At 40.6% G+C, this 26,301-nt stretch carries 23 protein-coding genes and 1 pseudogene; 13 read left to right on the plus strand and 11 right to left on the minus strand.

The window, feature by feature from the left end:
* Positions 1-4 precede the first annotated feature (4 nt).
* Positions 5-304, minus strand: coding sequence for a nitrous oxide-stimulated promoter family protein (locus tag DXA54_RS04520; RefSeq protein ID WP_004304816.1), 300 nt, complete (start codon positions 302-304; stop codon positions 5-7).
* Positions 305-554: 250 nt separating this feature from the next.
* On the opposite strand from DXA54_RS04520, the gene DXA54_RS04525 reads away from it, so the two are divergent.
* The 3 genes from DXA54_RS04525 (at position 555) to DXA54_RS04535 (ending at position 3,842) form a co-directional block, all read left to right on the plus strand.
* Positions 555-2,060, plus strand: a complete 1,506-nt coding sequence (locus tag DXA54_RS04525; protein ID WP_120079024.1) for a TrkH family potassium uptake protein — start codon at positions 555-557, stop codon at positions 2,058-2,060.
* A 78-nt stretch (positions 2,061-2,138) separates the two neighbouring features.
* Entirely contained in the window at positions 2,139-2,345 is a 207-nt protein-coding gene (locus DXA54_RS04530; protein WP_007750505.1) for a hypothetical protein, read from the plus strand.
* Positions 2,346-2,468: 123 nt separating this feature from the next.
* Entirely contained in the window at positions 2,469-3,842 is a 1,374-nt protein-coding gene (locus DXA54_RS04535) for an MATE family efflux transporter (protein ID WP_118419009.1), read from the plus strand.
* 96 nt (positions 3,843-3,938) lie between these two features.
* Here DXA54_RS04535 and DXA54_RS04540 read toward each other — a convergent pair whose 3' ends face one another.
* Positions 3,939-4,922 carry a fimbrillin family protein gene (locus tag DXA54_RS04540; protein ID WP_004304818.1) on the minus strand — a complete coding sequence of 328 codons (984 nt, stop codon included), beginning with the start codon at positions 4,920-4,922 and terminating at the stop codon, positions 3,939-3,941.
* Positions 4,923-4,989: 67 nt separating this feature from the next.
* Positions 4,990-6,831: an RluA family pseudouridine synthase gene (locus DXA54_RS04545; protein ID WP_120079025.1), complete on the minus strand. Its 1,842-nt coding sequence runs from the start codon at positions 6,829-6,831 to the stop codon at positions 4,990-4,992.
* A 119-nt stretch (positions 6,832-6,950) separates the two neighbouring features.
* On the opposite strand from DXA54_RS04545, the gene DXA54_RS04550 reads away from it, so the two are divergent.
* Both DXA54_RS04550 and DXA54_RS04555 read left to right on the plus strand, forming a co-directional pair.
* The gene (locus DXA54_RS04550) at positions 6,951-7,490 is read left to right on the plus strand and encodes an SGNH/GDSL hydrolase family protein (RefSeq protein WP_165863220.1); all 540 of its coding nucleotides are present in this window, start codon (positions 6,951-6,953) and stop codon (positions 7,488-7,490) included.
* A 109-nt stretch (positions 7,491-7,599) separates the two neighbouring features.
* Entirely contained in the window at positions 7,600-8,064 is a 465-nt protein-coding gene (locus DXA54_RS04555; protein ID WP_004308264.1) for a MaoC family dehydratase, read from the plus strand.
* Positions 8,065-8,179: 115 nt separating this feature from the next.
* On the opposite strand, the gene DXA54_RS04560 is transcribed toward DXA54_RS04555, so the two are convergent.
* Complete coding sequence (locus DXA54_RS04560) at positions 8,180-9,160, minus strand: linear amide C-N hydrolase (RefSeq protein ID WP_004308262.1); 981 nt, start codon at positions 9,158-9,160, stop codon at positions 8,180-8,182.
* A 158-nt stretch (positions 9,161-9,318) separates the two neighbouring features.
* Between DXA54_RS04560 and DXA54_RS04565 the strand changes: the two genes are divergently transcribed.
* Positions 9,319-9,993, plus strand: a complete 675-nt coding sequence (locus DXA54_RS04565) for a MarC family protein (RefSeq protein WP_004304823.1) — start codon at positions 9,319-9,321, stop codon at positions 9,991-9,993.
* A 71-nt stretch (positions 9,994-10,064) separates the two neighbouring features.
* Here the strand turns inward: DXA54_RS04565 and DXA54_RS04570 are convergent, their stop codons facing one another.
* Genes DXA54_RS04570 through bla form a run of 3 tightly spaced genes read right to left on the minus strand, consistent with a single transcriptional unit; the run spans position 10,065 to position 12,944 of the window.
* Entirely contained in the window at positions 10,065-10,589 is a 525-nt protein-coding gene (locus DXA54_RS04570; RefSeq protein WP_120079026.1) for a hypothetical protein, read from the minus strand.
* 21 nt (positions 10,590-10,610) lie between these two features.
* A complete protein-coding gene (locus DXA54_RS04575) occupies positions 10,611-12,023 on the minus strand; it encodes a GNAT family N-acetyltransferase (protein ID WP_120079027.1) in 1,413 nt (470 codons plus the stop codon).
* Between the two features lie 39 nt (positions 12,024-12,062).
* Positions 12,063-12,944: a class A beta-lactamase, subclass A2 gene (gene bla / locus DXA54_RS04580; RefSeq protein ID WP_120079028.1), complete on the minus strand. Its 882-nt coding sequence runs from the start codon at positions 12,942-12,944 to the stop codon at positions 12,063-12,065.
* A 238-nt stretch (positions 12,945-13,182) separates the two neighbouring features.
* Here bla and DXA54_RS04585 point away from each other — a divergent pair, with 238 nt between their 5' ends.
* The 3 genes from DXA54_RS04585 (at position 13,183) to DXA54_RS04595 (ending at position 16,995) form a co-directional block, all read left to right on the plus strand.
* Positions 13,183-13,485 carry a hypothetical protein gene (locus DXA54_RS04585; protein WP_120079029.1) on the plus strand — a complete coding sequence of 101 codons (303 nt, stop codon included), beginning with the start codon at positions 13,183-13,185 and terminating at the stop codon, positions 13,483-13,485.
* Positions 13,412-14,299, plus strand: coding sequence for a HEPN domain-containing protein (locus tag DXA54_RS04590; protein ID WP_120079030.1), 888 nt, complete (start codon positions 13,412-13,414; stop codon positions 14,297-14,299). Before DXA54_RS04585 ends, DXA54_RS04590 begins: the two co-directional genes overlap by 74 nt.
* A gap of 605 nt (positions 14,300-14,904) precedes the next feature.
* Positions 14,905-16,995, plus strand: a complete 2,091-nt coding sequence (locus DXA54_RS04595; protein ID WP_120079049.1) for a BT4734/BF3469 family protein — start codon at positions 14,905-14,907, stop codon at positions 16,993-16,995.
* 100 nt (positions 16,996-17,095) lie between these two features.
* Here DXA54_RS04595 and DXA54_RS04600 read toward each other — a convergent pair whose 3' ends face one another.
* Positions 17,096-17,530: a DUF6078 family protein gene (locus tag DXA54_RS04600; protein WP_004308245.1), complete on the minus strand. Its 435-nt coding sequence runs from the start codon at positions 17,528-17,530 to the stop codon at positions 17,096-17,098.
* A 263-nt stretch (positions 17,531-17,793) separates the two neighbouring features.
* Between DXA54_RS04600 and DXA54_RS04605 the strand changes: the two genes are divergently transcribed.
* From DXA54_RS04605 to DXA54_RS04615, 3 genes are read left to right on the plus strand one after another with little or no spacing between them, the layout of a single operon-like run.
* Positions 17,794-20,511, plus strand: a complete 2,718-nt coding sequence (locus tag DXA54_RS04605) for a DEAD/DEAH box helicase family protein (protein WP_120079031.1) — start codon at positions 17,794-17,796, stop codon at positions 20,509-20,511.
* A 7-nt stretch (positions 20,512-20,518) separates the two neighbouring features.
* Positions 20,519-21,949, plus strand: coding sequence for a class I SAM-dependent DNA methyltransferase (locus tag DXA54_RS04610; RefSeq protein ID WP_118032132.1), 1,431 nt, complete (start codon positions 20,519-20,521; stop codon positions 21,947-21,949).
* On the plus strand, positions 21,949-23,352 hold the full coding sequence (locus DXA54_RS04615; RefSeq protein ID WP_120079032.1) for a restriction endonuclease subunit S: 1,404 nt from the start codon (positions 21,949-21,951) through the stop codon (positions 23,350-23,352). Before DXA54_RS04610 ends, DXA54_RS04615 begins: the two co-directional genes overlap by 1 nt.
* A gap of 33 nt (positions 23,353-23,385) precedes the next feature.
* Here the strand turns inward: DXA54_RS04615 and DXA54_RS04620 are convergent, their stop codons facing one another.
* Positions 23,386-24,189 (minus strand): tyrosine-type recombinase/integrase, encoded by an 804-nt coding sequence (locus DXA54_RS04620; protein WP_120079033.1) that lies wholly within the window; start codon positions 24,187-24,189, stop codon positions 23,386-23,388.
* A 6-nt stretch (positions 24,190-24,195) separates the two neighbouring features.
* On the opposite strand from DXA54_RS04620, the gene DXA54_RS04625 reads away from it, so the two are divergent.
* A complete protein-coding gene (locus DXA54_RS04625) occupies positions 24,196-24,780 on the plus strand; it encodes a restriction endonuclease subunit S (RefSeq protein ID WP_243647637.1) in 585 nt (194 codons plus the stop codon).
* Here the strand turns inward: DXA54_RS04625 and DXA54_RS04630 are convergent.
* Both DXA54_RS04630 and DXA54_RS04635 read right to left on the minus strand, forming a co-directional pair.
* A complete protein-coding gene (locus tag DXA54_RS04630) occupies positions 24,775-25,977 on the minus strand; it encodes a restriction endonuclease subunit S (RefSeq protein ID WP_243647638.1) in 1,203 nt (400 codons plus the stop codon). The genes DXA54_RS04625 and DXA54_RS04630 overlap by 6 nt on opposite strands.
* 32 nt (positions 25,978-26,009) lie before the next feature.
* Positions 26,010-26,300, minus strand: a pseudogene (locus tag DXA54_RS04635) (type I restriction enzyme endonuclease domain-containing protein); the annotation flags it as partial.
* Position 26,301 lies beyond the last annotated feature (1 nt).

Consider the following 26,301-nt stretch of genomic DNA (forward strand, 5'->3'; position numbering starts at 1 on the left):
TAAGTTATAGGTTCAATAAATGTCGTATGGCCTGCCAGGGTGCATAAAGCAACATCCTCGGTCCGGAGAAACGCATCACCTGTCGCATTCGTTCGCGCATGACGGGTTTGTAACAATGTACGGTGCATTCCTTGCATGCACTCTTCTTCTCTCCAAACGGACAATGGTCGAGACGTGCGTGGGCATAGCGGAGCAACTCTTCACAGTCGGCACAAAGAATTGTATTTTTTTCTTTTTTCCGGCAATAGAGGCGGATCATCAACTCTACCGTTTTCTTTTCGTGCGCAATGCGTGATGCTTTCATCTCTTTCTTTTTTACACTTTGGAATGACAAAGATAGCGAAGATTATGCAGAAATGCAGGCGTATTCTGTTAAAATACACCTTCTTCTTTTTTCTATTTTGAAAAGCACCCTTTCATTTTGGTAGGGTATTTAGAGATTACTTATTCAAAATGAAAAAAATATTGCATTGATTACAAGCTAATTATCAGAATCCTTTTCATTTTGGCATACTCTTGGCTATGAGGGGAACATACAAAATGATTCATGAGTTATGGAAGAGTACATTTCAGATAACAGTCTGTATATTCGGAGTAAGAATAATAGCATGATTAACCGGAAGATGATAGGGCGCGTGTTGGGTATGTTGCTATTTATCGAATTGGGGATGTTCTTACTTTGTGCCGGAGTGTCGGCTGGTTACGGGGAAAGTGATTATAAATACTTTCTTTACACCTGTATCATCAATGCTGTGGTAGGCGGATTGTTACTGCTCTACGGACGGGGAGCGGAGAATAAGATGAGCCGGAGAGACGGATATTGTGTGGTCACTCTTTCATGGGTGTTTTTTACCTTTTTCGGCATGCTTCCTTTTTATTTTAGCGGAAGCATTGATACGATAACCAATGCCTTTTTCGAAACCATGTCCGGGTTTACCACTACAGGAGCTACTATTCTCGATGATATTGAATCCCTTTCCCACGGTATGCTTTTCTGGCGAAGCCTGACGCAGTGGATCGGTGGTTTGGGGATTGTGTTTTTCACGATTGCCATTCTTCCTATCTTTACCACGGGAGGAGTGCAACTCTTCTCTGCTGAATCTACGGGAGTGACGCACGACCGTACCCATCCGAAAATCAATGTCATGGCCAAGTGGTTGTGGACAATTTATCTGGTATTGACAGTTTCGGAAACTGTCTTATTGATGTTTGGGGGCATGAGCTTGTTTGATGCCATTTGCCAGTCGTTTGCCACTACTGCTACGGGCGGATATTCTACCAAGCAGAACAGTATATCTTACTGGAATTCTCCGTATATAGAATATGTGGTGGCTATCTTTATGATTGTTTCCAGTATCAACTTCTCTTTGTTTCTGATGTGTTTGAAAGGAAAAGTCGGTCGTTTATTCAAAGATGAAGAGCTGCACTGGTTTCTGGCGTCAGTGGGTATCTTGACTTTTCTTATCACGTTGGCGCTCGTCTTTCAAAATCATTATGACTGGGAACTGGCTTTCCGGAAAGCATTGTTCCAGGTGTCTACGGTGCATACTTCCTGCGGTTTTGCTACGGATGATTATAATATGTGGCCTCCTTTCACGTGGTTACTGTTGTTTATTGCGATGCTTTCGGGAGGGTGTACGGGTTCTACCAGTGGAGGTATCAAGAATATGCGGTTGCTGATTGTGGCACGTGCCATTCGGAATGAGTTCAAACATCTGCTCCACCCGAATGCCGTGCTTCCCGTACGTATCAATAAGCAGACGGTGTCTTCTTCTATCGTAACTACCGTATTGATTTTCTTTGCTTTTTATCTGGTTCTGATCCTGATTGGGTGGACGGCTCTTTTGTTTTTGGGAGTTGGCTTTTCCGAGTCCGTCAGTACGGTTATTTCGAGTATAGGCAATGTCGGTCCGGGATTGGAAACTTGCGGGCCTGCATATTCGTGGAATTCTTTACCTGATCTGGCAAAGTGGATACTTTCTTTTCTGATGCTGGTGGGACGTCTGGAATTGTTTAGTGTACTCCTGTTGTTTTATCCGGGATTCTGGAAGAATAGATAAACTGTAAATCATGAACGGGCTTCTGAAACATCGTTGGAAGAGTTTGTGGTTGACGGAAACAATCTGTATCTTTGCAGCATGAAAAAGTTATTGTGTCCGCAATGCAAGATTGCAGCTATGTATGTGAAGAATGAACAGGGTGACAGGCTGCTGGTTTATGTGCTCGAAGATGGTGAAGTTGTTCCCAAATATCCGGAAGATTCGATGGAGGGGTTCGATTTGACAGAAGTCTTCTGCCTGGGATGCTCGTGGCATGGTTCACCTAAACGGTTGGTGAAACGATAGACCGGGAGACTCATGCTCTCATACTGATTTTTTTGATTTATGTCAACTAAAAGAGGAACGCAAATCAAGAACTAATTCATTGAATTTTCCGTATCTTTGCATCCGATTTTAGAACATAGACGTATGGCAACTTCTAAAGAAATGACGGCAGGGCCGGCATTACCTCTCATTTTAAAGTTTACGCTGCCGCTTTTACTCGGCAATCTGTTGCAACAAACGTATTCGCTTGTTGATGCTGCAATTGTAGGAAAGTTTTTAGGAATTAACGCGTTAGCTTCTGTTGGAGCCAGCACATCGGTGGTGTTTCTTATTCTCGGGTTCTGCAATGGATGTTGCGGAGGTTTCGGAATACCCGTTGCGCAGAAGTTTGGGGCGCGGGATTACAGTACGATGCGCAGTTATGTGGCCGTTAGTCTGAAACTGGCTGCGGGAATGTCTGTGGTGATTGCTCTTCTCACCTGTATTTTATGTGAGGATATTCTTCGGATCATGCGTACGCCGGAGAATATTTTCGAAGGGGCGTATGCTTATTTGCTTGTCACGTTTATTGGTGTGCCGTGTACTTTCTTCTATAATCTTCTTTCGAGCATTATCCGTGCGTTGGGAGACAGTAAGACGCCTTTTTGGTTTCTGCTGTTTGCGGCTGTTCTGAATATCATTCTTGATTTGTTCTGTATTTTGGTACTTGGCTGGGGAGTGGCGGGAGCTGCTATTGCTACTGTCTTTTCGCAAGGATTGTCGGCTGTTCTTTGCTACATTTATATGTACCGGAAGTTTGAAATATTGCAAGGTACTCCGAAAGAACGCCGGTTCCAGTCGAAACTGGCTAAGACACTGCTTTACATTGGTGTGCCTATGGGATTGCAGTTTTCTATCACGGCTATCGGCAGCATCATGCTTCAGAGTGCGAATAATGCATTGGGAACAGCGTGTGTGGCAGCTTTTACGTCTGCTATGCGCATCAAGATGTTCTTTATCTGCACGTTCGAGAGTCTGGGAATTGCGATGGCTACGTATAGCGGACAGAATTATGGGGCAGGAAAACCGGAGCGTGTCTGGTTGGGAATTAAGGCGAGTGCTTTGATGATGATCGTTTATGCGGCATTTACGTTCGTTCTTCTGATGGTGGGAGCCAAATATTTTGCATTGATCTTTGTTGATCCGTCGGAAACGGAAATACTGTTGGATACCGAGTTATTCCTGCATATCTCCTGTATGTTCTTCCCGATGCTTGGATTGTTATGCATCCTGCGCTACACGATTCAGGGAGTGGGATATACCAATCTTGCCATGTTCTCCGGAGTGGCGGAGATGATTGCTCGTATTCTTGTCAGTCTCTATGCCGTACCGGTATTCGGTTTTATTGCTGTCTGTTACGGTGATCCGATGGCTTGGATAGCGGCAGACTTATTCCTCGTGCCGGCCTTTATCTATGTTTATCGCAGGTTGAAGAAGCAGGTATTTACGAATAGTCAGGTTACGCAAACGGTGGCATGATTGCCGGTTGGTGGTTTGCGTAACCCGACTTGCAGTTTGCATAACCCGGTTTGTGGCTTGCGTAACCTGGTTTGCTTTGATTTTATTTCGGATATTTTAATCTTGTACAGGGTATAGCGGGTTTCCGCTTTCGTCTACCTCTGTCCATTCTTTCACACTGACATTGGCGAATGAGATGGAGTTTTCATTGATAACTGCCCGGAAAAGGTATGAATTTCCGGCTGACAGGAGGTTGTTGGGTGGAGTGAGCGGAGTGGTGTAGGTGCGTGAAAAGCTTTCTCCGTTTACCATCAGCTCCAGTGTCAAGGTCATGGGAGAGGAGCTCTTTACGGGTAACATGATATATTGTACGGTGAAGTCGTTGATTCCCATATCGGCTGCTTTGTCATAGCTGACTTCCGAAGTGATGATACCTGTTGACAAATCCATGATTGCGCCCGGTTTCGGTGGGGTGATGGTAGCGGAAAGTATCTTGTTTAAAGTGATATTTTCTCCTCCGGCGATCGCTACAACTACTTGCGTGGCTGCGTGTTGGTAGGTTATGGGGATATTTATCTGTGAACTGGCGATGTCCTGATGAACTGCGTGCCACCAAAGATAATCTACTCCGTTGGATAAAGGTTCGGATAGTCCGTTGGTGAAAGTAGGCGCCGGGCTGGTGGAATTGCATGATACGGCATAAAAGCTATAGATAGCATTGCTCAAATACATTTTATATCCTAGATTTCCTGTCAGCACACCGGGGGAGGAGGTGACATAGTTGCCTTGAGCAACGGGAGCGCCTGTGATATTGTTCGATGTGTTGGCTGTATAGGCACACAACCAGCTTTGAAGTCCTTTTCCCATGGGGGACATGGCTCGTGTGATGTTTCGTCCTTCTACGGAAGCACTGAAAGTAATCAGTGCATTCTCTTTGGCCGGGTTGCCGTTGTTGTCATCATTGCCGGAGCCGGATGAACCTCCGTTGTTTTCTTCGTCAGGATAGTTGATGTAGATATTGTTTTTGGAGCAGGCTCCCAGTAGCAGCATTGCTAAAGCAGATACAGCTAAATACTTTGTAATGCGGAATTTGATGTCCATAGTCAGGTTCTTTTTGAAAATTAGTAATTACCCCTATATACATTTCAAAAAGAATTTGGTTCATGGCTTAATCATATTTTTTATGGAAATCGGCCTCTTTCTGTATGCAGAGAATGTCTCCGTATATGGGATGGCGGAACTCTATATATTCGGCATGGAGGTATAGTCTGTCTGCTTTCTTTCCGTAGAGTTCGTCTCCAAGTATGGGGCATCCCAAGCCTTCCGGATGGGCGGCGTGTACTCGTAACTGATGTGTGCGTCCGGTCAATGGATAGAAGATAATCCGGGTGTATTTTCTTGACTCATTGATACTCCTTTCTGATTCATCAATCCTGTTTGATTCGTTGAAAGTGTTTTCAGATTCACTGGTAATTCTTTCAGATTCACTGATGATCTGATATTCTGTAATCGCTTCTTTCCCATGTTCGCTACTGACCATTTGCCGAGGGCGGTCGAGAGGATTCAGACAAAGAGGGAGTTCGATTCTTCCTGTATTTCCTGTTCTTTCTGCTTTTGCTGTTTTTTTCGTTGATACAGTTTCCTTTGCTAGTAATATAGCTTTCTCTGCTATTGGCTTTGTCTCCTTCTCTGTTTTTATTATCGCCCCATCCAGCACAGCCACATAGCGTTTCTTGATACTTCTGTTTGCAAATTGTGCCTGTAAATCCTGATGTACCTCTTTTGTTTTGGCAACGAGTAATAATCCTGAAGTAGCCATATCGAGCCGATGTACAATCATGGGTCCGGTAGCTTCAGGATATTTTTTCTTCAAACGATGATAGACTGAATCTCTGTCTTCTGCTTTTCCCGGAACGGACAACATCCCTGCCGGTTTATTGACTACCAGCAACCATTCATCTTCAAACACGATTTCCAGTTCTTCCTCTTCATGAACAGGATTCAGCAGTGGATTTTCGTCTACCTCCAATCCTTGCAACATGTGTTGCAGAATCGGTTCGCACTTCCCTTTGCAGGAAGGATAATAATATCCGTGATGCCGGATTTCGTTTTTAGGAGAGTCGCCCCACCAGAATTCAGCCATAGCCAATGGCTTTAATTGATGAAGATACGCATATTGCAATAACTTAGGCAAAGCACATTCACCCGCACCGGCAGGAGGAACTTTCTGAACCGTTTGCTCGAAAATAGTATATAAATCTTTCACCTCTCCTTGGGCATTTAGCATCCGGAATTGCTCGAATAACTTTCTTTGTAAAGCTGCTGAACGTTCTTTTCGTTCGGTTTTCAATCGCTCTATTTCAATATCGAAGTGCCTGACTTCCGTTTCGAGCTCTTTCAATCGTTTCTTCCATTCCTTTTCCAGTCGTTTGTATTCCGCTTTTTGGTATTGGCTTTCCCGAATCAGGGAGGCTTGTTCTTCTTCGGAAAGCTCCGGAGATGACTGGCGGCGAATCTCTCTCGCCTCCTTTGCCATTTTAAGCTCCGCTTTTGCTTGATTCAAAACAGCTTTAGCCTGTTCCGTTTCTATCTTCCATTTCTCTTTTGAACCGAGATAAGAACTACTGTTTTCCAATTCACGAATACGGATATTAATGGCAGAAATCTGTTCTTCTTCGATTTTGAAGAATCCCTCCGGTTGTAATAGGTCATAAACAGGAGGAACGAAATAAGGATGCAGATTCTTTCCGGCCAGATTGCCGGAGAAAGCTGCAAGATAACCAATCTGATTTTCTTCGTTGTTTGTTATTCCGTTGTCCGTTTGCACAATCAACACTCCAAACATCTTTCCGGAAGCCAATTCCTCTTGCCATTCTTTCCGGCTTGCAATATATTCTTTCACTTCTTCCGCAGCCAACACACACAATGGATGAGGTGTATAATGGAAAGGATAAGTGAATTTTTCCGGCAACGCAAGGTAAGAAACGGGTTTCTTGAAAAAATGTATCATCGGTTTATATATATGAATGAATGTGATTACCTTTGCAAAAGTAACGTAAATCCGCGAATTTTATTCTATATTTGTTTGAGAGTTTGAGTGAGATAACGTGGACGTTTGAATGAAATTGTATGGATAGGATAGAAGAAAAACCAAAATTTGCCTTTCTTGGCAACAGTCACATGGCTTTTTGGGCACTGGATATCTATTTCCCACAATGGGAATGTCTGAACTATGGTGCTCCCGGTGAAGGGCTGGCCTATGTGGAGTCTTTTGCGGTAGACACTTCCGATTGCCAGGTCGTTGTTCAATTCGGAACCAATGATATTTATCAGTTGAACGATGAAAATATAGATGAATATGTAGAGCGTTATGTAAAAGCGGTTCTTGCCGTCCCTTCACTGAAAACATATCTTTTCTGTATTTTTCCGCGTAATGATTATGATGATTACAGTACGGCTGTGAATAAATTTATCCAGATCCTTAACCGGAAGATACACGAAAAATTGCAGGGAACAGATATTGTCTATCTGGACGTATTCAATCGTTTATTGCAGGATGGCAGGCTGAATCCGGAGTTGACTCTCGACGATTTACATTTGAATGGTAAGGGGTACAGTATTCTGACAGAAGCACTGAAAACAGGCTTCCAGTTTGTAAAACATACCTAAATACTTCATTCCTTGCTTTTATTTATAAATTTGGTGGCATATCAGTTTATTTTTCCTATTTTTGTCCCCAATTTAATAGTAAATAACCCCCATAAAAACGATAAGACTTATGGAAAAAGTAATTATCAATTCGTACGAAGAATTCGAAAAACTAGTAGGCCAACAGATAGGTGTTTCCGATTATGTGGAACTCTCGCAGGAACGTATCAATCTTTTTGCTGATGCAACGCTGGATCATCAATGGATTCATGTAGATACGGAACGTGCGAAAGTAGACAGCCCTTATCATAGCACGATTGCTCACGGCTACCTGACATTATCCATGCTTCCTTATTTGTGGAATCAGATTATCCAGGTGAATAACCTGAAAATGATGATTAACTACGGCATGGACAAAATGAAATTCGGTCAGGCTGTATTGTCAGGACAGAGCATCCGTCTGGTGACTACTTTGCACTCGCTGACTAATCTGCGTGGTGTGGCAAAAGCGGAAATCAAGTTTGCTATCGAAATAAAAGACCAACCAAAGAAGGCGCTGGAAGGAATTGCTGTGTTCCTTTATTATTTCAATTAATGGCAAGCTGTTAAAGAAACAGATTTTATCCCCGGAAATGATCGAAATACGTCTTAAAAGTTAGATACAAAAACTTTTGGGATGTGCTTCAGATGGATCGTTTCCGGGGATAATTTTATCCTTTTACTCCCATAAATCTGAACGGCTGTGCCGGTTTAAACTCTTTCGTTGCATTTCCATGATAAGTTTCACCGTTTGCGATAGATAATTTGAGTACCGGAGCTCCTTCCGACAAGTCTGTTTCCCGTAAGTTTACCCAGAATGTATTAGGTGTCAGACTTGATTCGAAGAAGTAGAGCAAATTCTTACTATCCGATACCGTTCTCCATTGTGTGGTGGAAATTTCCGGAAATTCGGGAGTGGATATGCCATAAGGAACAGAAGTATTACGGATAACGCTGAATACGCTTGCTATGGCTATTCTCACATCATCTGTTTGGGGCAGGGCATTGATATAAAAACTGGCTCTTGCAAAACGATCGGACGGACGGTTGGTTCCGGGCAGGAAGCTCAATCCTCCTATTGATTTCCAGTATTCGTTTAGTGCCAGTTGCTTGTTGTAGGTAGGGGAGTTGGTCATTACTTTGTACTCCTTGCTGTGGTAAACAGTCAGCTTTCCACCCGTATATTCGAATATCGCACAATCGCCCGTTGCGTCGGAAATAGATAAATGCAAGGTTGCCAGGCGGGAACCATCCGGCATCAGGTCCGATACCACTTGGAAAGTGTTTTCATCAATGAAAGCGACAGCCTCGTCTACGGTGGCGAAGTTATCCAGCATATATTGCACCCATGCAGTAATGGCAAGTCCCGGTTTACTTTGATCTCTGACCGGATACTCCGTCTCGGGTAACCATAACAGATTGGCAACCAATCCTTTTTCATTCATCCCGTCTGTACTGGCAATCTCGAAAGCCGAAGTCACCACGCTGCCATACTTGGACGTCCATTGCAGGGAGTTGGCTCCCGTTTCTCCATTTCTTTCCATACCTTTGGGAAATACCCAAAGATTGCTGTGCATTTCTGTTTTCCAGTCCATAGACCGGCCGGTTACCACCATTCCATTTTTTCCCGAATAAACGACTCTTGTACACATAATTTTAATTTCTAGTTAAAGGTTTATTATAAGCTGCTTTCACGAGGTATTCAACCGATGCGGATTCATCTCGCAAAAGCATATTCTCAAAACAATAACGTTTCATTTATGTTTTAGATACATATCAGATATTAATAAAGTATCAAAAAACAGGTATTATGTCATTAAGTAATCTTCTCATCATATTTTCGTCATCGTTTATGGCGCTGTTTCCGGTGATAAACCCTTTGGGGAATGGTTTTGTCGTCAATGGATTCTTTACAGACCTCGATCCTCAACAACGGAAAGCAGCCATTCAGAAGCTGACGCTCAATTTTATAATGATCGGTGTAGGGACATTGGTGATAGGACATCTGTTTCTATTGATTTTCGGTTTGGCTATTCCTGTTATTCAGTTAGGAGGTGGAATACTGATTTGTAAGACGGCAATGGAGCTGTTGGGCGATTCAGGTTCGTCTGATAAAGAAGAAGCCAGCAAGAATGTAGACGGCTTCAGATGGAAAAACATCGAGCAGAAGATATTTTATCCCATCACGTTTCCTATCAGTATCGGACCGGGCAGTATATCGGTTATCTTTACTTTGATGGCGTCTGCCAGTGTTAAAGGTAAATTGTTGCAAACTGGGATTAATTATTTAGTCATTGCGCTTGTTATTATTTGTATGGCGGCCATCTTTTATGTATTCCTTTCACAAGGGCAGAGGTTTATTCAGAGGTTGGGACCGGTGGGAAATCAAATTATTAATAAGCTCGTTGCTTTTTTCACTTTCTGCATCGGTATTCAGATTTCAGTGACGGGTATATCCCAAATATTCCATCTGAATATACTCTGATTGATAGGTATATTCTTATTTGACAGCTAAATACGTATTTGTACTTATTGAAATGAAAGTGATAAAAACAATCAATTTTTCTTTGCTTTCATAGCTTTCAGGGTGTTTTTTCGTACGGAACGGATAGCGGGAACCAGTAAGTCGGGCTCCATGATTTCCAGTATTGTGCGTAGTTCCTGTTGCAGTTCCGGGATGGAGCGCGTCAGTTGATAAGCCAGTTTCATGCAGAGAGATTGCACACCGGCTGGTTCTTCACGTGATATCATGCGTTCCATGCAGAAATCGAGGAAATCCACTCGTGGCGGGTCGGCGGCAGGTTGCTGGCATATCAGGTTCAGAATCATTCTTCGTTTTCCCGAGTGTGGGCAGGTCATGGCAGCGTCAATCAATTCTTCTTGTTTCCGGCTCAACCATTCTACATCTGCCTTTGAGAAATGCGTACATACCCACAATGCCTGATAGGAGACGATAGCGTCTTCGTCGAATATCAGTTGGTAGATTTCTTCTCTAAGCCGTTCATCATCCTGTATAAAGTGGAGTACCTCTCTGATATCTTCAATGTGTACACGTTCGGATAATCTGGCACGTAAGTTCATGTTTCTTTCGTTTTTGGGAAATTAATCTCTATTAGTGGAATCAGCTTCCGGCAGTTGCAAATGAAGAATAGGGAAAGGTTTACCCATGCTGTCCGTTTCATCTCTGCCGATGACTTGGAATCCCAAATGGAGATAGAACTGGAGTGCTTTTTCATTCTGCTCGTTTACGTCCACCTTATCCATATGTTTTTTGTCTCTTGCATATTCCATTAATCGTTTGCCATATCCTTTTCCCTGTTCGTCGGGGTGTACGAATAACATTTCGATCAGTTCGTCGCTCAATCCCATGAAGGCGGCAATCTTTCCGTTGGCATTCCGAATAACAAAAAGTTCAACAGCGGGTAGATAATGCTTCCGCACCAGTGGTTTATAGAACTGGATATGTTCTTCCGTCAGGAAATCATGCGTGTGGCGAACGGACATTTCCCATACATGGAGGATTTCATCATAGTCTTCCGGAGTAGGTTGGGAGATGCCGGGCAGGTAGTAGCATTGGTGGTCGTAGATGTTTCCGTTGTAAGTCAGTTCTGCCTGATGAAGTGTACCTTCGTAGATGAAACCGTTCTTTTTCAGTACTTTCTGCGAACGTTTATTGTGCGGATAACAGGTCGCTGTAATGAGGCTAAGCCGCAATTCTTCAAAGCCATAGTTGAGGACACCCTGCACTGCTTCAGTCATGTATCCTTTGCCCCAATAAGATTCGTCGAGCCAGTAACCCAACATTCTCACTTGCGGATTTTCGCGTTTAGGATCGGGGATAATTCCTACGGAACCGATTAGCTGTTTCGTATCTTTTAGTATCACTGCCCATATCCCCTCTTGGTTGATAAATGTGGAATGAAGTATCCGGCGGGATTCATCCAACGTACGATGGGGCGGCCATCCGGCATTGTTTCCCAGATTCGGGTTCTGGCAGCAAGCGAAGAACGTTTCTGCATCTCTTTCTTCGAAAGGGCGGAGAAATAAACGTTCTGTATGGAGCGTCACGGGGGGAATACTTTCTGTTTCAGTTTCCTGTCTTGCTTTGTTTTTCGATTCGTTTGCAGTTCTCCGATATACGCACTCAATCCGGTTTCCGTCAGGATCGAGGACTACACTTTCAAAGTATCCGTCTCCCGAAGTACGCGGTTCGCCGGCGATGGTATATCCTTCCGAACGCATTTGTTCGGTGAAGCGTAATACTTCTTCCTGGCTGGGAAAGGTGAAAGCAAAGTGTGTCAGTCCAACCCTGTTTTCTTCAATGGGAGTGTTCTGTACATCTGTACGACTCATCAGTTCCAAGTCTGTTCCCTCTCCAAAAGAGATAAAATAGGACTCGAATCCTTTCTTGGGATTGATATATTTTTCGTTGCTTTTTCCTCCGAAGAAGCGGACATAGAACTCTTTTAGTTCTTCCAGACGAAAAGTCCAGATAGCGATATGATGTAGTTTCATATAAATGAATTTTCTAATTTCTATTACTTTGTTTCTATCTTAATGCTGCATTACATATTCGTAAACGATACGGGAAATATCAGCGATAATCTTACTGTTCGCCTGATTATTTTCTTCGGAATCCTTCACGAAGACAGCTATACTATAAGTACGTCCACCGGGCAAAAGAACGAAACCAATGTCATTACAACCGATTTGTTGTCCTTTCGCATTAAGATCTCCCGTTCCGGTTTTATGTCCTACGGTTACTTTTTTGTCGAGCAACGGAGCAACCAGACGGTCTTGTCCGGTTTGACACTCCACCATTGTTTGAAATATGAAGTCTTTGTACACTTTGGGAAACAATGGCTTCTTACGGAATATTTCCACTAATTCGGCTGCGGCTAACGGAGTAGTCCAGTTTTCATAACATAGGTTCAAGTCTTCGTGCATGGCAGTTTCCGTACCGACAATGGCACATTCCCGAATTCCCAGTGAATGGATATACTTATTCACAGCATCCGGACCACCCTGATAGTTGAAAAGAATATCGCAAGCATTGTTATCACTCTGCTGAAGTGTGTATCTTAGGAGGTCGGCAATACTCATTTCAATTCCTCCTTGCGGATATTTATCTCGAAGCGGACTATAAGTGTCCGGCTTTAAATCCGATTTCTTAATGGGTAACCGGGTTTCCAGCGATTGCTTCTGTTTTCCCATATAATCTGCCAATGCTAATGCCTGATGAAACTTGAATACGCTCATCAGTGGATAGTGAATATCATTATTGACAGTTACCGTATCTTTTCCATCAATGATGACGGCTATTCCTATTTCGGCCTTCTTTCCTTTGATGGCTTCTTTCAACTGTGTCTCAAGTTGAGTTTGTCGGGCAAACAGGAGGGTGGGGACCAAACAAAGAAATACTATGAATGAACGCATAATCAATTTCTCTTTTAACGGGTTACTAATTCTCTATTGAAATCATATTTTCTGTTGAAGTCACAAAGGTATAAATAGTAATTGCCTTTGCAAATTCTTACTTGAAATTTATAGTTGTATAATGTGTTATAGGGCCATGTTGGTTTCTGACGAACGTTTAAGTCCATTGGTTGCAATGATTCATAAATATGGGAAAGCGTATGAACAGGAAGGATATATACAGGACTAAATTAGTAATATGATTACACTGGGTAATTTTGAGAATTTTGTCCCTTATAAGATGTTGATGCGCGGGGAAGAATATTATGATACGGATACCGTTTCTGAACTGGAAGAAATTTCACCTAGTGAATGCACTGCAACCGTAGAGGGTACGGATGATTATAATGTGGAAATATTTTCTGCATCTCTGTTGTTTGGAGATAGCAAAGTTCGTACCTTTGTAAGGTTATCAAATAAGCTTGATTATGAAAAAGTCTATAAAACGTTTACCCAAACGTACGCAGGAAGAATTGACAGTCTTGCTGGATTTAGTGCGTAAGAACATCAGGAATTGTCAGATGGTTATCCTGTTCGGAAGTTATGCAAGGGGAAACTATGTTTTATGGGATAGTAATATAGAATTCGGTGTTCATACTTCCTATCAGAGTGATTATGATATTCTTGTGGTCATAACCGGACCGGCTAAGCAAGTGGAAGAGAAATTACACCGTATTACGAATAAATATCATGACTTGTTTGCAGACCGTCGTCATGCTTTTCCGCAATTTATAGTAGAGCATATTAATACGGTAAATCGTAATTTGGAAGTCAGTCAGTATTTCTTTACGGATATTGCAAAGGAGGGTATCATGCTTTATGATAGTGGTAAATGTGAATTGGCTAAACCACGTAAGTTGAGCTTTAGGGAGATTAGGGATATTGCACAGAGTGAATTTGATGAATTATATCCATACGCTTGCGGGCTTTTAGAAGGGGTGAAAGAATATTATTTGCCTAAGGAACAAAACAATATTTCAGCTTTTCTTCTTCATCAGACGTGTGAGAAACTTTATAATTGTATCCTGATGGTTTTTACGAACTATCGCCCGAAGAGTCATAAAATCAAAGAACTTGGTGGAATGGTAAAGCGTTTCTCTATAGAATTAACTACAGTCTTTCCTCAAAATACGGATGCAGAGAAAGAATGTTTTGATTTATTATGCCGCTCTTACATTGAAGCTCGCTATAACAAGGATTTCAGTATCTCACAAGAACAACTGGAATACCTTATTTCTCGCATAGATATTCTGAAAGATATTACTGAACGTCTATGTAAGGAGAAAATTGCGGAATATGATACGATGGCGGAATAATTGTTCCCAGTGAAATAAGACTAGCCCTCCTATGAAATAAAAAACAAAATATATCTGTCATCTGTCACAGATTATAATCTAACTTGCAGAGTATAAGAACTTAGTAGCGTGACAGCACAAGGTGACAGCAGTGTGATAGCAATAATGCTGTCACCCCAAAAAACAAAGAAAAAATCAAAGATACTGTTTGGAATTTGATAGTATCAGCTATAGAAAGATAAGTCGTTCAATTTATTATCCCCGTACTTATGAGTTGTGCCCTGCCTTTAAACTAACGGTTTCAAGGCGTGAAACTGTTGGTTCTGCGGTTTGAAACTTTAGTTTCATACGCTTGAAACTCTAGTTCCAATTACTTGAAACTATTGGTTTCTTGCTGATGAAACTAGAGTTTCTCCTAGCTGAAACTTTAGTTTCAAGCAGAGAAAAATAACTTGAACCGTAATTGAGTGATAACGATCCCGTTTCTTTCGGCTAAATAGGCACTTGATATATCAATAATTTTCTATATTAAAATCTTGTTTTTCTTGTCGGTCCCGAATAATATGAGTAATTTAGCAGTCTCAACGATCACAAAGGCGCTGACAAAACAATTTATTATCAAATTAATGAAAATTACTCAATTTCGTAAGAATGAAGATACGATAGCGCTCAGCGTAATGGATCTTGATATACTGGTAAATAAGATAAAGACAGAAATAAAATCCCGTCCTGTTTCTACATTCAGAGAGCATTTGCGATATACCCTTCCCGATGAACGGTGTATGTTTGCCAATAAACTTCCTCAAATAATTCCTGCTGCCGAATTCCGAAAAGTAAACGGTCAGAAACAGATGAAAAACTACAACGGTATTGTAGAACTGACCATCGGTCCCTTGTCCAATAAGTCGGAAATCGCTTTAGTGAAACAAAAAGCCTTTGAGCAACCACAAACCCGTTGTGTTTTTATGGGTTCAAGTGGCAAAACAGTGAAAATATGGACTACCTTTACCCGACCGGACAACTCGCTTCCCAATACACGGGAAGAAGCGGAATTATTCCACGCCCACGCCTATCGACTGGCTGTAAAGTGTTATCAACCCCAAATCCCGTTCGATATACTTCCCAAAGAACCGACCCTTGAACAATATTCGCGATTATCCCACGATCCGGACATCATATATCGTCCGGGTTCAGTCCAGTTTTATCTCTCTCAACCATCATCAATGCCCGAAGAAACCACTTTCCGTGAAGCGGTTCAGGCGGAGAAATCTCCATTGACTCGTGCCGTACCGGGATATGATGCGGAAAATGCATTTCTAATGCTTTTCGAAGCCGCTTTTCGGAAAGCTTATGCCGATCTTAGGGAAGCGGGGCTCGAATTGAGCAAAGACACATGGCATCCTTTAGTTGTCCAACTGGCTAAAAACTGTTTTGCTTCGGGACTTCCACAAGAAGAAGTTGTGAAACGTACTGTTTTCCACTTCTATATGTATAAACAGGAAGAGCTTATCCGGCAAATGATCGGCAATATATATACCGAGTGCAAAGGCTTCGGCAAGAATATCAGCCTAAGCAAAGAGCAGCAACTCGCCTTGCAGACAGAAGAATTCATGAAACGCCGCTATGAATTCCGTCATAACACCCAAATTGGTGAGGTAGAATATCGTGAAAGGCTTTCTTTCCGTTTCCGCTTCAATCCTCTCGACAAACGTGCGTTGAACAGCATTGCTTTGGATGCACAAATGGAAGGTATCCCGTTGTGGGATAGGGATATTAGTCGTTATATTTACTCCAACCGCGTCCCTGTATTCAACCCGTTGGAAGATTTCCTCTACCGGCTTCCCGCATGGGACGGTAAAGACCGTATTCGTGCATTGGCAGCCACCGTCCCTTGTAAGAATCCGTATTGGATGGATTTGTTCCACCGTTGGTTCCTCAATATGGTTTCTCATTGGAAAGGAAGCAATAAAAAGTATGCAAACAGTGTTTCGCCCTTACTTGTCGGACCGCAAGGGACACGTAAATCCACCTTTTGCCGGAGCATAATGCCCCCTTCCGAGCGTTCCTACTATACTGACAGCATTGATTTCTCCCGAAAGAAAGATGCCGAACTTTACCTCAATCGTTTTGCGCTTATCAATATTGATGAATTTGACCAGGTGAGTTCGACACAACAAGGCTTTCTGAAACATATTCTGCAAAAGCCTGTACTGAATGTGAAGAAACCTCATGGCAGTGCCGTGCTTGAAATGCGTCGGTACGCCTCATTCATAGCTACAAGTAACCAGAAAGACTTGTTGACCGACCCTTCCGGCAGTCGTCGTTTTATTTGTATCGAAGTGACCGGAGTGATTGACACCAACCGTCCGATAGACTATGAGCAGCTTTACGCACAAGCTATGTACGAACTGGAGCATGGCGAACGTTACTGGTTCGACCAGGAGGAAGAAAAGATCATGGTGGAAAACAACCGTGAATTTGAACAAGTCCCGCCGGAAGAGCAACTTTTCTTCCGTTATTTCCGTGCCGCACAGCCTGAAGAAGGGGAGTGGTTGTCTCCAGCGGAGATTATGGAAGATATTCAAAAAGGCAGTTCAATCCCGATGTCTGTCAAGAGGGTTAATTCCTTCGGAAGAATACTGAAAAAGCAAGAAATACCTTCCAAACATACGCGTAGCGGTACACTCTATCATGTTGTAAGACTAATAACCAGGTGACGGCAAAAATGCCATCACCCTGCCGTCACCTCTTGCTGTCACAGTCTTATCGGTTCATTACTAAACTATTAACTCCTAATCTGTGACAGATGACAGCAACTTACCAAATATATTCTTCTGTGTAACGTTGGTAAGTTGGTTCTTCTTTTATCCCTTTATTACGGAATAGCTGTTTGATGTAGGCTTGGTCTTTAGGCATAAGCCCCCGTTCTCCACGATAGAACCGATAATATCCCGTTTTTCCATAGTGTCCGACCATTTGTATTCTGATACTGACCGCATCTTCATAGGGAATTCTGTTAAGCAACTGTTTAAGTCCCCATGCCACATGAACTTTGACAGCAGTCTTGAAACATTCGCATTGGTTCCCATCCGCAGGATAACGTGCCGGATTAACGATGGAGATATAAAGGTAATCGGCTGTTTCATTTTGTGCAGCTATGTAGCGCAAACATTTCGAGGCTTGCGGGCATTGGTCGTTGAAACACCGGGAGAAATTGTAGGGGACAGACGGGCTGTCGGATTTTTCTTTCATCTTGTAGGGTTTATTTTATTTGTGAGATATTATTGTTTATACGTTAATATACGGGAAAATATTCTTCACAAAAGTAGGGCTTTATTTTGGGAATGGGAAACGTTTGGACAAATATTACTGATATGCAAAGAATCTTTTATAGAGAAATTGTGTTGTGATGTATCAAAAAATCTCCATTTCTTTCTCATATTCTATATTTTTACCTATTTTTGTAACTTCCGATAATATAGCCTTATCGGAAGTTACAAAAAAAAGACACACACATGAAACCGGAAGAAAAGGCTCGAATAATAATTGACCGTATGCTTAATGATGCGGGGTGGGAAGTAGTTGATAGAAATCATTATTCTCCTGAAGTATCTGCTATAGCAGTCGAGGAAGGCTTGCTGAAAGGTAATCGTGAAGCTGACTATTTACTTTTTTTAAATGGTAAAGCTGTTGGCGTATTGGAAGCAAAGAAAGAATCTGTGTCAATTTATTCTGAATTTGTGGCAGACCAGGCTGAAAAATATACTAGAGGTGTACCTCATTGGTGTCAGGCTTGGATGAATCCTTTACCTTTAGTTTATTTGTCAAATGGAAGGGAACTGTTATTCAGAGATACCCGTGACGTTGATTCTGAATATATTTCTTTGAATAAAATTCATTCTCCTAAAGAAATAGTAAAACTATTAGGACTTAAAGATGATTTTGCAGGACTCCCAACCTTAAAAAGGAAAGGATTAAGGGATTGCCAGTATGAAGCGATAACAAAATTAGAAAATAGTTTTCGTAGCGGGCATGATCGTGCATTGATGGTTTTGGCTACGGGAGCGGGAAAGACTTATACCGCATGTTTGGCTGCCTATCGTTTGTTGGCTTTCACTTCAATGAAGAGGGTTTTGTTTCTTGTTGACCGTAATAATCTTGGAAAACAGGCAGAAGGAGAATTTGGAACATTCCGTTTGACAGAAAATGGTGATCCGTTTAATACCATATTTGGGGTAGAAAGATTGAAAACCGCGAAAATCCCAAATGATGCCAATGTTGTTATCTCTACTATACAGCGTTTATTTTCTTTATTGTCCGGAGACGATTTTATAGATGATGATAATGAAGCGGATTATGTTGTCGACGGTACTAGAAATATGAATTTGCCGGTTCATCCTAACTTGCCCCCGGATTACTTTGACTTGATAATTATTGATGAGTGCCATCGCTCTATTTATGGTAGTTGGCGAAGTGTGCTTGAATATTTTAGTTCTGCAAAAATGATTGGGTTAACAGCTACTCCTGCTGTTGAAACATTAGCCTTCTTTAATAACAACTTAATAGTGAACTACACTCTTGAAAAGTCAATAGTTGATGGTGTCAATGTTGATTATAGGGTGTTCCGTATTAAAACACAAGTAACCGAAGATGGCGGTGCAATTCGCGAGGGGGATAAAGTACGTAAAATAACCCGCTATACAGGTAAAACTGAAAATATCGAAACACAGGAAACGACTACTTATACAAGACAAGAACTGAATAGGAGTATTATTAATCCTGCTCAAATAAAGTTGATTTTAGAGACATATAGAGATGCGGTTTATACAGAAATGTTTAATGATCCCCAAAGAGAACCTAATTTTGACTATTTACCTAAGACATTAATATTTGCTTTGAATGATGCTCATGCAAGTAATATTGTTAAAATAGCGAAGGAAGTCTTTGGACGTGAAGATGATACGTTTGTGCAGAAAATCACTTATTCGGCTGGAGATAGTAATGAATTGATACGTCATTTTCGTAATGATAAGGAGTTCCGCATTGCTGTAACTGTGACTTTGGTTGCTACTGGAACAGACGTGAAGCCTTTGGAAGTGGTGATGTTTATGCGTGATGTCGAGTCTGACTCTCTTTATACTCAGATGAAAGGTAGGGGAGTACGTACAATTGGTGATGAGCAACTTCGTAATGTTACTCCAAATGCTCATAGTAAAGATTTGTTTTTCTTAGTCGATGCGGTGGGAGTAACAGAACATGAGCATTATGTAACAACTTCTGGAGCGGGAAGCAATGCTGAAACATTGTTGTCTTTAAGGCAACTTTTAGAGCGTATCTCTCATGGTGAACTGCCGGATGAACATCTGCGATTGTTGGCTAGCCGTCTGTCAAGAATACATAATAAGGCAAATGAAGAACAGAGGAATGAGTTTATAAGATTGGCTGGTACAGATATGCGGGATATGGCATCTCGTATATATGAAGCTTTGGATAATAATCTGTTGCCGGAATATGTGAATATAAACGAACCGAATAACGAACGGAAAGGCTTGGTGCGTCCTCTCGCTATTCATCCCGATGCCCGTGAATATCTGTGTATTCTGAACGCTGGATTTGTCACAATTTTAATGCCCGGTGAAGATACATTGATTGAGAAAGGATTTTCCATAGAGGAAGCTCACGACACGACTCAGGCGTTTGAACAATATGTAAATGAACATAGAGATGAGATAGAGGCTTTACGCATTATTTATAACAATAACGGAGAACCTATCACTTATGCAATGCTTAAGGATTTGGAGAATCGGATAAAAATGGAGAATTACAAGTTTAATCCTTCTCAATTATGGAATACATACTCTATTGTTAACCCTTCCAATGTAGTACATTTTGGGACGAAAGAAGAAAAAGAAGCTTTGACTAATATTATTCAGTTAGTCAGATATGCTTATCATCAGGTGACAGAACTTCGTAGCCTGTCATCAATGGCTGCCCAACGTTTTGAATTGTGGTGTGGGCAGATACAGCGTACAATGACTGAGGCTCAAAAGAATACTATCCGTCAGATTGTGAACTATATTGTAGCGAATGGTTCTTGTACAATAAAAGAAATAAAGGAAGATGATAAAACAATAGCGCTTCAGATGATACGTAAGTTTGGTACTATAGCAGCGGTGAATGAGGCTATTGTTTCATTATCTCAGTTTTTAATTTATAATAGAAAAGTAGCATAAAATTAATATGGCAAAATCAAATTCGAATGAGCAAGGTCTGACTAAAAAGGTCTGGACACTTGCCACTACGTTAGCGGGTCAAGGTATTGGATTTACCGATTATATAACCCAACTGACTTATTTGTTATTTCTGAAAATGGATGATGAAAACGTTAAATTGCTTGACGAAGAATCAGCCATACCTGAAGGATATCGTTGGGAAAACCTGATAGAATTAGATGGTCTTGATTTGATAGGCCAGTATGAAAATACATTGAAAATACTGAGTGAGCAGGATAATCTAATTGGTACTATCTATACGAAAGCTCAAAATAAAATAGATAAGCCTGTATATTTGAAGAAGGTCATAACAATGATTAATGAGGAGCAATGGCTTATAATGGATGGTGATGTTAAGGGGGCTATTTATGAAAGTATTTTAGAGAAGAATGGACAAGATAAAAAGAGTGGAGCAGGTCAGTATTTTACTCCTCGTTCTCTTATATCGGCAATGGTTGATGTAACGCGTCCTCAGATTGGGGAAACGGTTTGTGATCCGGCTTGTGGAACTGGTGGCTTTCTTTTGGCAGCTTATGACTACATGAAAAAACAATCACAAGACAAAGGCAAACGGGATTTTTTGCGGAATAAAGCTCTGCATGGTTCGGATAATACTCCTTTGGTTGTTACATTAGCTTCGATGAACTTGTATCTTCATGGTGTTGGTACTGACCGAAGCCCTATTATATGTCAGGACTCTTTAGAAAAAGAACCTGATATATTAGTGAATGTTATTCTTGCTAATCCGCCTTTTGGAACCCGTCCTTCTGGTTCTGTCGACATTAATCGAAGTGATTTTTATGTTGAAACGAAAAATAACCAATTGAATTTCTTACAGCATATAATGCTTTCGCTCAAAACAGGCGGACGTGCAGCGGTTGTTTTGCCTGATAACGTACTGTTTGAAGGGGGCGCTGGAGAAGTGATTCGTAAGAAACTACTTTCAGAATTTAATTTGCATACTATCTTGCGTTTACCAACAGGTATATTTTATGCTCAAGGTGTAAAAGCTAATGTCTTATTCTTTACAAAAGGTAGTAGTACGAAGGATATTTGGTTTTATGATTATCGTACAGATGTAAAGCATACATTGGCTACTAATCCGATGCAACGGCATCATCTTGATGATTTCGTTTCGTGTTATCATGCGGAGGATATAAATGCTCGTGTAGAAACATATAATGCTGAGACTAATCTAAATGGGCGTTGGCGTAAATATACTTGTGATGAAGTAATAACTCGTGACAAAACCAGCCTTGATGTATCTTGGATAAAACAGGGGGGAGATGAAGTAGACTATTCATTATCAGAATTAATGGCTATTATCAAAGAGAAAAGTGATAACATAAGTAAAGCGGTGGCTGAACTTCAAAAATTAATGGCAAATATCGAGGACTAATGGATACAAAGAAACTACGACAGAAAATATTAGACCTCGCTATTAGAGGAAAACTTGTCCCACAAGATCCAAATGATGAACCTGCGTCTGTTTTACTTGAACGTATTAAGGAAGAGAAAGAACGTCTGATAAAGGAGGGGAAGATAAAGAGAAGTAAGAAAACGACTTCTTCTGATACGTATCATTATGGGAACGTACCGTTTGAGGTACCGGATAATTGGGTATGGACGACTTTGGGAGAAATAAGTAATTATGGCGATAGCATCAATGTTCAGGTTGACCGTATAAAAGATAATGACTGGATATTAGAATTAGAAGACATAGAGAAAGATTCTGCCAATATTAATCAATTCCTAAAGAAAAGCGAACGTAGTATAAGTGGTGTACGGCATCAATTTTATACAGGTGAAATTTTGTATTCTAAACTTCGCACTTATCTGAATAAAGTACTGGTTGCACCTAAAGAAGGATATTGTACGACTGAGTTAATGTCATTTAACACTTATGGAGTTATGTCGAATAAATTTGTTTGTCATGTACTACGCTCGCCTTATTTTCTTGATTATACTCTTCGATGTGGGTATGGTGTAAAAATGCCAAGACTTAGCACAGCAGATGCGTGTAAAGGAATGATACCTCTTCCACCATTAGGAGAGCAACAACGTATTGTGGCGAAAATTGAACGTTGGTTCTCCCTGATTGAACAAATTGAACAAGTAAAAAACGACCTACAGACTGCAATCAAGCAAGCAAAAAGTAAAATCCTTGACCTCGCCATTCATGGCAAACTTGTACCCCAAAATCCGAATGACGAACCAGTTTCGAAGTTACTTAAACGTATCAATCCGAAGGCTAAAATAACAAGTGATAACGAACATTATCCCTATGGTTGGCAATATACTATTTTGGGAGAGATATTTACTCACAATACAGGTAAGGCTCTTAATTCTTCTAATAAGGAAGGAATGATGAAAAGTTATCTGACCACATCCAATGTGCATTGGGATAAATTTGATTTTACTGTACTTAAACAAATGCCGTACAAAGAAAATGAATTGGACAAGTGTACTGTAACAAAGGGAGATTTACTTGTATGTGAAGGTGGGGATATTGGTCGTTCGGCTATTTGGAATTATGATTACGACATATGTATTCAGAATCACATCCATAAACTTCGAGCAAAAATAGATTTGTGTGTAGCGTTCTATTATTATGTTTTACTGTATCTAAAAGAGAATAATCTTATAGGAGGGAAAGGTATTGGTTTACTAGGGCTATCTTCCAATGCTTTGCATAAAATAAATGTCCCTTTACCACCACTTGCAGAGCAATATCGTATAGTTCAAAAGATAGAAGAACTTTTCTCAATCCTTGATAACATTCAAGAATCCTTAAAAGTGTAAGCAAATACACTTTTAAGGATTCTTGTAAAATTATTACCAATTCACTACTTTATCTACGATTTTCTGCTGTTCACTTGCAGTTCTACGAAGATAAATGCGAGTGGTTTCTATGCTCTCATGTCCCATGAGGTCTGCCAAAAGAGCAATGTCATTGAAGCGGTCAAGAAAATTTTTAGCAAAACGATGCCGGAATGAATGGGGGTAAACAACCTCTTTGTTCATTCCATATTTTGTAGCAAAATGTTTGAGTTGTGAGGCAATACCACGAGTAGTAATACGTTGTCCGAATCGATTCAGAAAAATATACCCTGAAACAAACCCTTTTTCTTTAAGCCATTTGACAGCTTCAATACGTAAGTTCTTCGGAATGTACAAACGGCGTATTTTCCCACCTTTGCTGTAAAGATCAAGATACCCCACTTGTATATGTTCCACTTTGATATGCAGCAATTCACTGACACGTGCACCGGTTGCAGCCATAAACCATACAACGAAATACCATTCTTCATAGCCGTCTGTTTTTAATTGTGCTTTCAGAAACTTGTAGTCAGCATCGCTAATTACGTTCTCCAAGAAATTCTTCTGTTGTACCTTTACAAACTTAACTTTTAATTTGTCTTGTTTCGCAAATTCCAAATACTTGTTGATACCTTGCAATCGCAGATTAACCGTTTGTGGTCTAAAGTTCTCAACCAAATAGCCCTTATAGGCTAATAGATTCTTCTTGTTCACTTCCTTATAATGAGCAAGGAAATAATTCACAGTCCATACATACGATGTGACAGTGTTCTTAGCCAGATTTGTTTTGACCAGATAGTTTTTAAATGTTGTTACCATATTCTCTTGATTTTAAATGAATATGGCAACAATATAAGAAGATGTATCGAACATTATGAGAACTTGCCTAATGGATGGTGCTATGCATCCATAAAAGAAGTATTTAAAATCAATCCAAGAAACAAAGCTGATGATAGTTCTAAAGCTGGTTTTATATCAATGACGAATATTTCTGATGGCTATTTTAATACATTTAGATATGAGACAAGACAGTGGTATGAAGTTAAAACAGGTTTTACACACTTTGCAGATGGAGACATTGCAGTAGCCAAAATTTCACCATGCCTTGAAAATAGGAAATCTATAATTCTGAAAGACCTTCCAAATGGGATAGGTGCTGGCACTACCGAACTTTATATATTTAGATCACAGTGTATTGATGCTAAGCATGGACTTTTCTTCTTCAAGTCAGATTACTTCATAAATCAGTGCATAAATTCTTTTAATGGAGTTGTAGGACAACAAAGAGTGAGTAAATCGATTATTGAAGATATTGATATAGCCATTCCCCCTTTGGAGGAACAAATGCGAATAGCAAACAAAGTTAGTCTACTGTTCTCTACTCTTGATAAAATAGCTGAAGAGTTATAATTCCTCGGCTATTTTATCAATTGCAACAAACAATGCTTCTATTTTCTGTAAGATCCTTTTTTGTTCTGCAAGAGGTGGTATGGGGATATGTGTATTGACTATTTTCTCCTTTGATATATTAGGCTGCGCTCCGCCACCTCCTTGCCTAAGGAATTTTTCTCTGTGAGAAAGTAAAAAATAAAACAGATACATTCTTTCTATTTCATCAAAAACATCACAAGCACAACATGCTTGATTCGTAGTAGCGGGAAATGTCAATATCCCAACTTTCCCTATCGTTGCGCCATACATTGCTATCAACACACTACCTTTAGGATTCAACTTCACAGATGTTTCATCTAAGGCTTTCTCTGTAATATATTCTGGAATATACGTGACGTATTTATCATTCAAATCTCCAGTTTTTAGCCAAGGAATATTTCCTCCATAATAATTTTTGTTCAACCTGTTTGGTGTACTTCCAGATTGCCATTTACCAATATTGCCAAGTGTAGTCCATGCCCAATTCTGAGGTACATCAAAAGGCAAGTTCTCATAATGTTCGTTATCACTTGTTATTTTAGCCTTCGGATTGATACGTTTAAGTAACTTCGAAGCTGGTTCGTCATTCGGATCTTGAGAAACCAGCTTTCCATGAATAGCGAGATCCAAAGTCCTATTTTTCAATTGTTTGATAGTAGTCTGTAAATCAACTTTCCCTTGTTCGATTTGGTTAATCAAGGCGAAACAACGTTGAATTTCTGTTACAATACGTTGTTGTTCAGCAAGAGGCGGTAATGGAATTGTAGTGTTTACAATTATTTCTTTTGAAATATTTGGTTGTGCTCCGCCTCCTCCCTTTGAGATAAACGTTGTTCTTTGTGATAAAAGGAAGTAGAATAGATATGATTGAATGACTGCATAATACTCAATACAAGCACAACATGCTTGATTTGTGGTTGCAGGAAAAGTAAGTATTCCCAATTTGCCTATTGTTGCTCCATACATGGCAATAAGAACACTCCCTACTGGATTGATTTTTGCAGAAGAATTTGCAACAGCTTCTTCTGTAATGCTCTCTGGGATATCTGTAATCAATCCATCATTTAAATCTCCAGTTTTAAGCCAAGGAATACTTCCTCCATAATAGGTCTTATTTGAACGGCTTGGTGTGCCTCCTGCTTGCCAAGTACCAATGTCTCCCAATGTTGCCCACACCCACGAATTCGGTATTTCAAACGGTACACATTCTAATTGCCGATAATGATACTTATGTGGCTTTTATTTTTCAATAATAAATTATTGTATTTGATGTTTGGTTCAGCAGCTATGGTGTATGAACTGCTTTCAGGAAACTCATATTTCTTCGGGGCTTTCTGATAAAGAGGTTCTGAATCATCATTATCCGTCCATTGTTCGCATTGACGAATGACTGTTTCCAAAGCATTAGCAGCTTCCTCGGGCGGATATTTATATTTCTTCAGCAACCGCTTTATCATTTTGCGCATTCCGGCTCTGGCAGATTCTTTTTTCTGCCAGTCA

This window comes from Bacteroides sp. OF03-11BH, from assembly GCF_003604005.1.
GTDB lineage: Bacteria > Bacteroidota > Bacteroidia > Bacteroidales > Bacteroidaceae > Bacteroides > Bacteroides ovatus.

Bases quoted from the DNA above. Each gene is read 5' to 3' on its own strand.
- DXA54_RS04520 (WP_004304816.1), bottom strand. From the start codon at position 304: ATGAAAGCATCACGCATTGCGCACGAAAAGAAAACGGTAGAGTTGATG.
- DXA54_RS04525 (WP_120079024.1), top strand. From the start codon at position 555: ATGGAAGAGTACATTTCAGATAACAGTCTGTATATTCGGAGTAAGAAT.
- DXA54_RS04530 (WP_007750505.1), top strand. From the start codon at position 2,139: ATGAAAAAGTTATTGTGTCCGCAATGCAAGATTGCAGCTATGTATGTG.
- DXA54_RS04535 (WP_118419009.1), top strand. From the start codon at position 2,469: ATGGCAACTTCTAAAGAAATGACGGCAGGGCCGGCATTACCTCTCATT.
- DXA54_RS04540 (WP_004304818.1), bottom strand. From the start codon at position 4,922: ATGGACATCAAATTCCGCATTACAAAGTATTTAGCTGTATCTGCTTTA.
- DXA54_RS04545 (WP_120079025.1), bottom strand. From the start codon at position 6,831: ATGATACATTTTTTCAAGAAACCCGTTTCTTACCTTGCGTTGCCGGAA.
- DXA54_RS04550 (WP_165863220.1), top strand. From the start codon at position 6,951: ATGGATAGGATAGAAGAAAAACCAAAATTTGCCTTTCTTGGCAACAGT.
- DXA54_RS04555 (WP_004308264.1), top strand. From the start codon at position 7,600: ATGGAAAAAGTAATTATCAATTCGTACGAAGAATTCGAAAAACTAGTA.
- DXA54_RS04560 (WP_004308262.1), bottom strand. From the start codon at position 9,160: ATGTGTACAAGAGTCGTTTATTCGGGAAAAAATGGAATGGTGGTAACC.
- DXA54_RS04565 (WP_004304823.1), top strand. From the start codon at position 9,319: ATGTCATTAAGTAATCTTCTCATCATATTTTCGTCATCGTTTATGGCG.
- DXA54_RS04570 (WP_120079026.1), bottom strand. From the start codon at position 10,589: ATGAACTTACGTGCCAGATTATCCGAACGTGTACACATTGAAGATATC.
- DXA54_RS04575 (WP_120079027.1), bottom strand. From the start codon at position 12,023: ATGAAACTACATCATATCGCTATCTGGACTTTTCGTCTGGAAGAACTA.
- bla (WP_120079028.1), bottom strand. From the start codon at position 12,944: ATGCGTTCATTCATAGTATTTCTTTGTTTGGTCCCCACCCTCCTGTTT.
- DXA54_RS04585 (WP_120079029.1), top strand. From the start codon at position 13,183: ATGATTACACTGGGTAATTTTGAGAATTTTGTCCCTTATAAGATGTTG.
- DXA54_RS04590 (WP_120079030.1), top strand. From the start codon at position 13,412: ATGAAAAAGTCTATAAAACGTTTACCCAAACGTACGCAGGAAGAATTG.
- DXA54_RS04595 (WP_120079049.1), top strand. From the start codon at position 14,905: ATGAAAATTACTCAATTTCGTAAGAATGAAGATACGATAGCGCTCAGC.
- DXA54_RS04600 (WP_004308245.1), bottom strand. From the start codon at position 17,530: ATGAAAGAAAAATCCGACAGCCCGTCTGTCCCCTACAATTTCTCCCGG.
- DXA54_RS04605 (WP_120079031.1), top strand. From the start codon at position 17,794: ATGAAACCGGAAGAAAAGGCTCGAATAATAATTGACCGTATGCTTAAT.
- DXA54_RS04610 (WP_118032132.1), top strand. From the start codon at position 20,519: ATGGCAAAATCAAATTCGAATGAGCAAGGTCTGACTAAAAAGGTCTGG.
- DXA54_RS04615 (WP_120079032.1), top strand. From the start codon at position 21,949: ATGGATACAAAGAAACTACGACAGAAAATATTAGACCTCGCTATTAGA.
- DXA54_RS04620 (WP_120079033.1), bottom strand. From the start codon at position 24,189: ATGGTAACAACATTTAAAAACTATCTGGTCAAAACAAATCTGGCTAAG.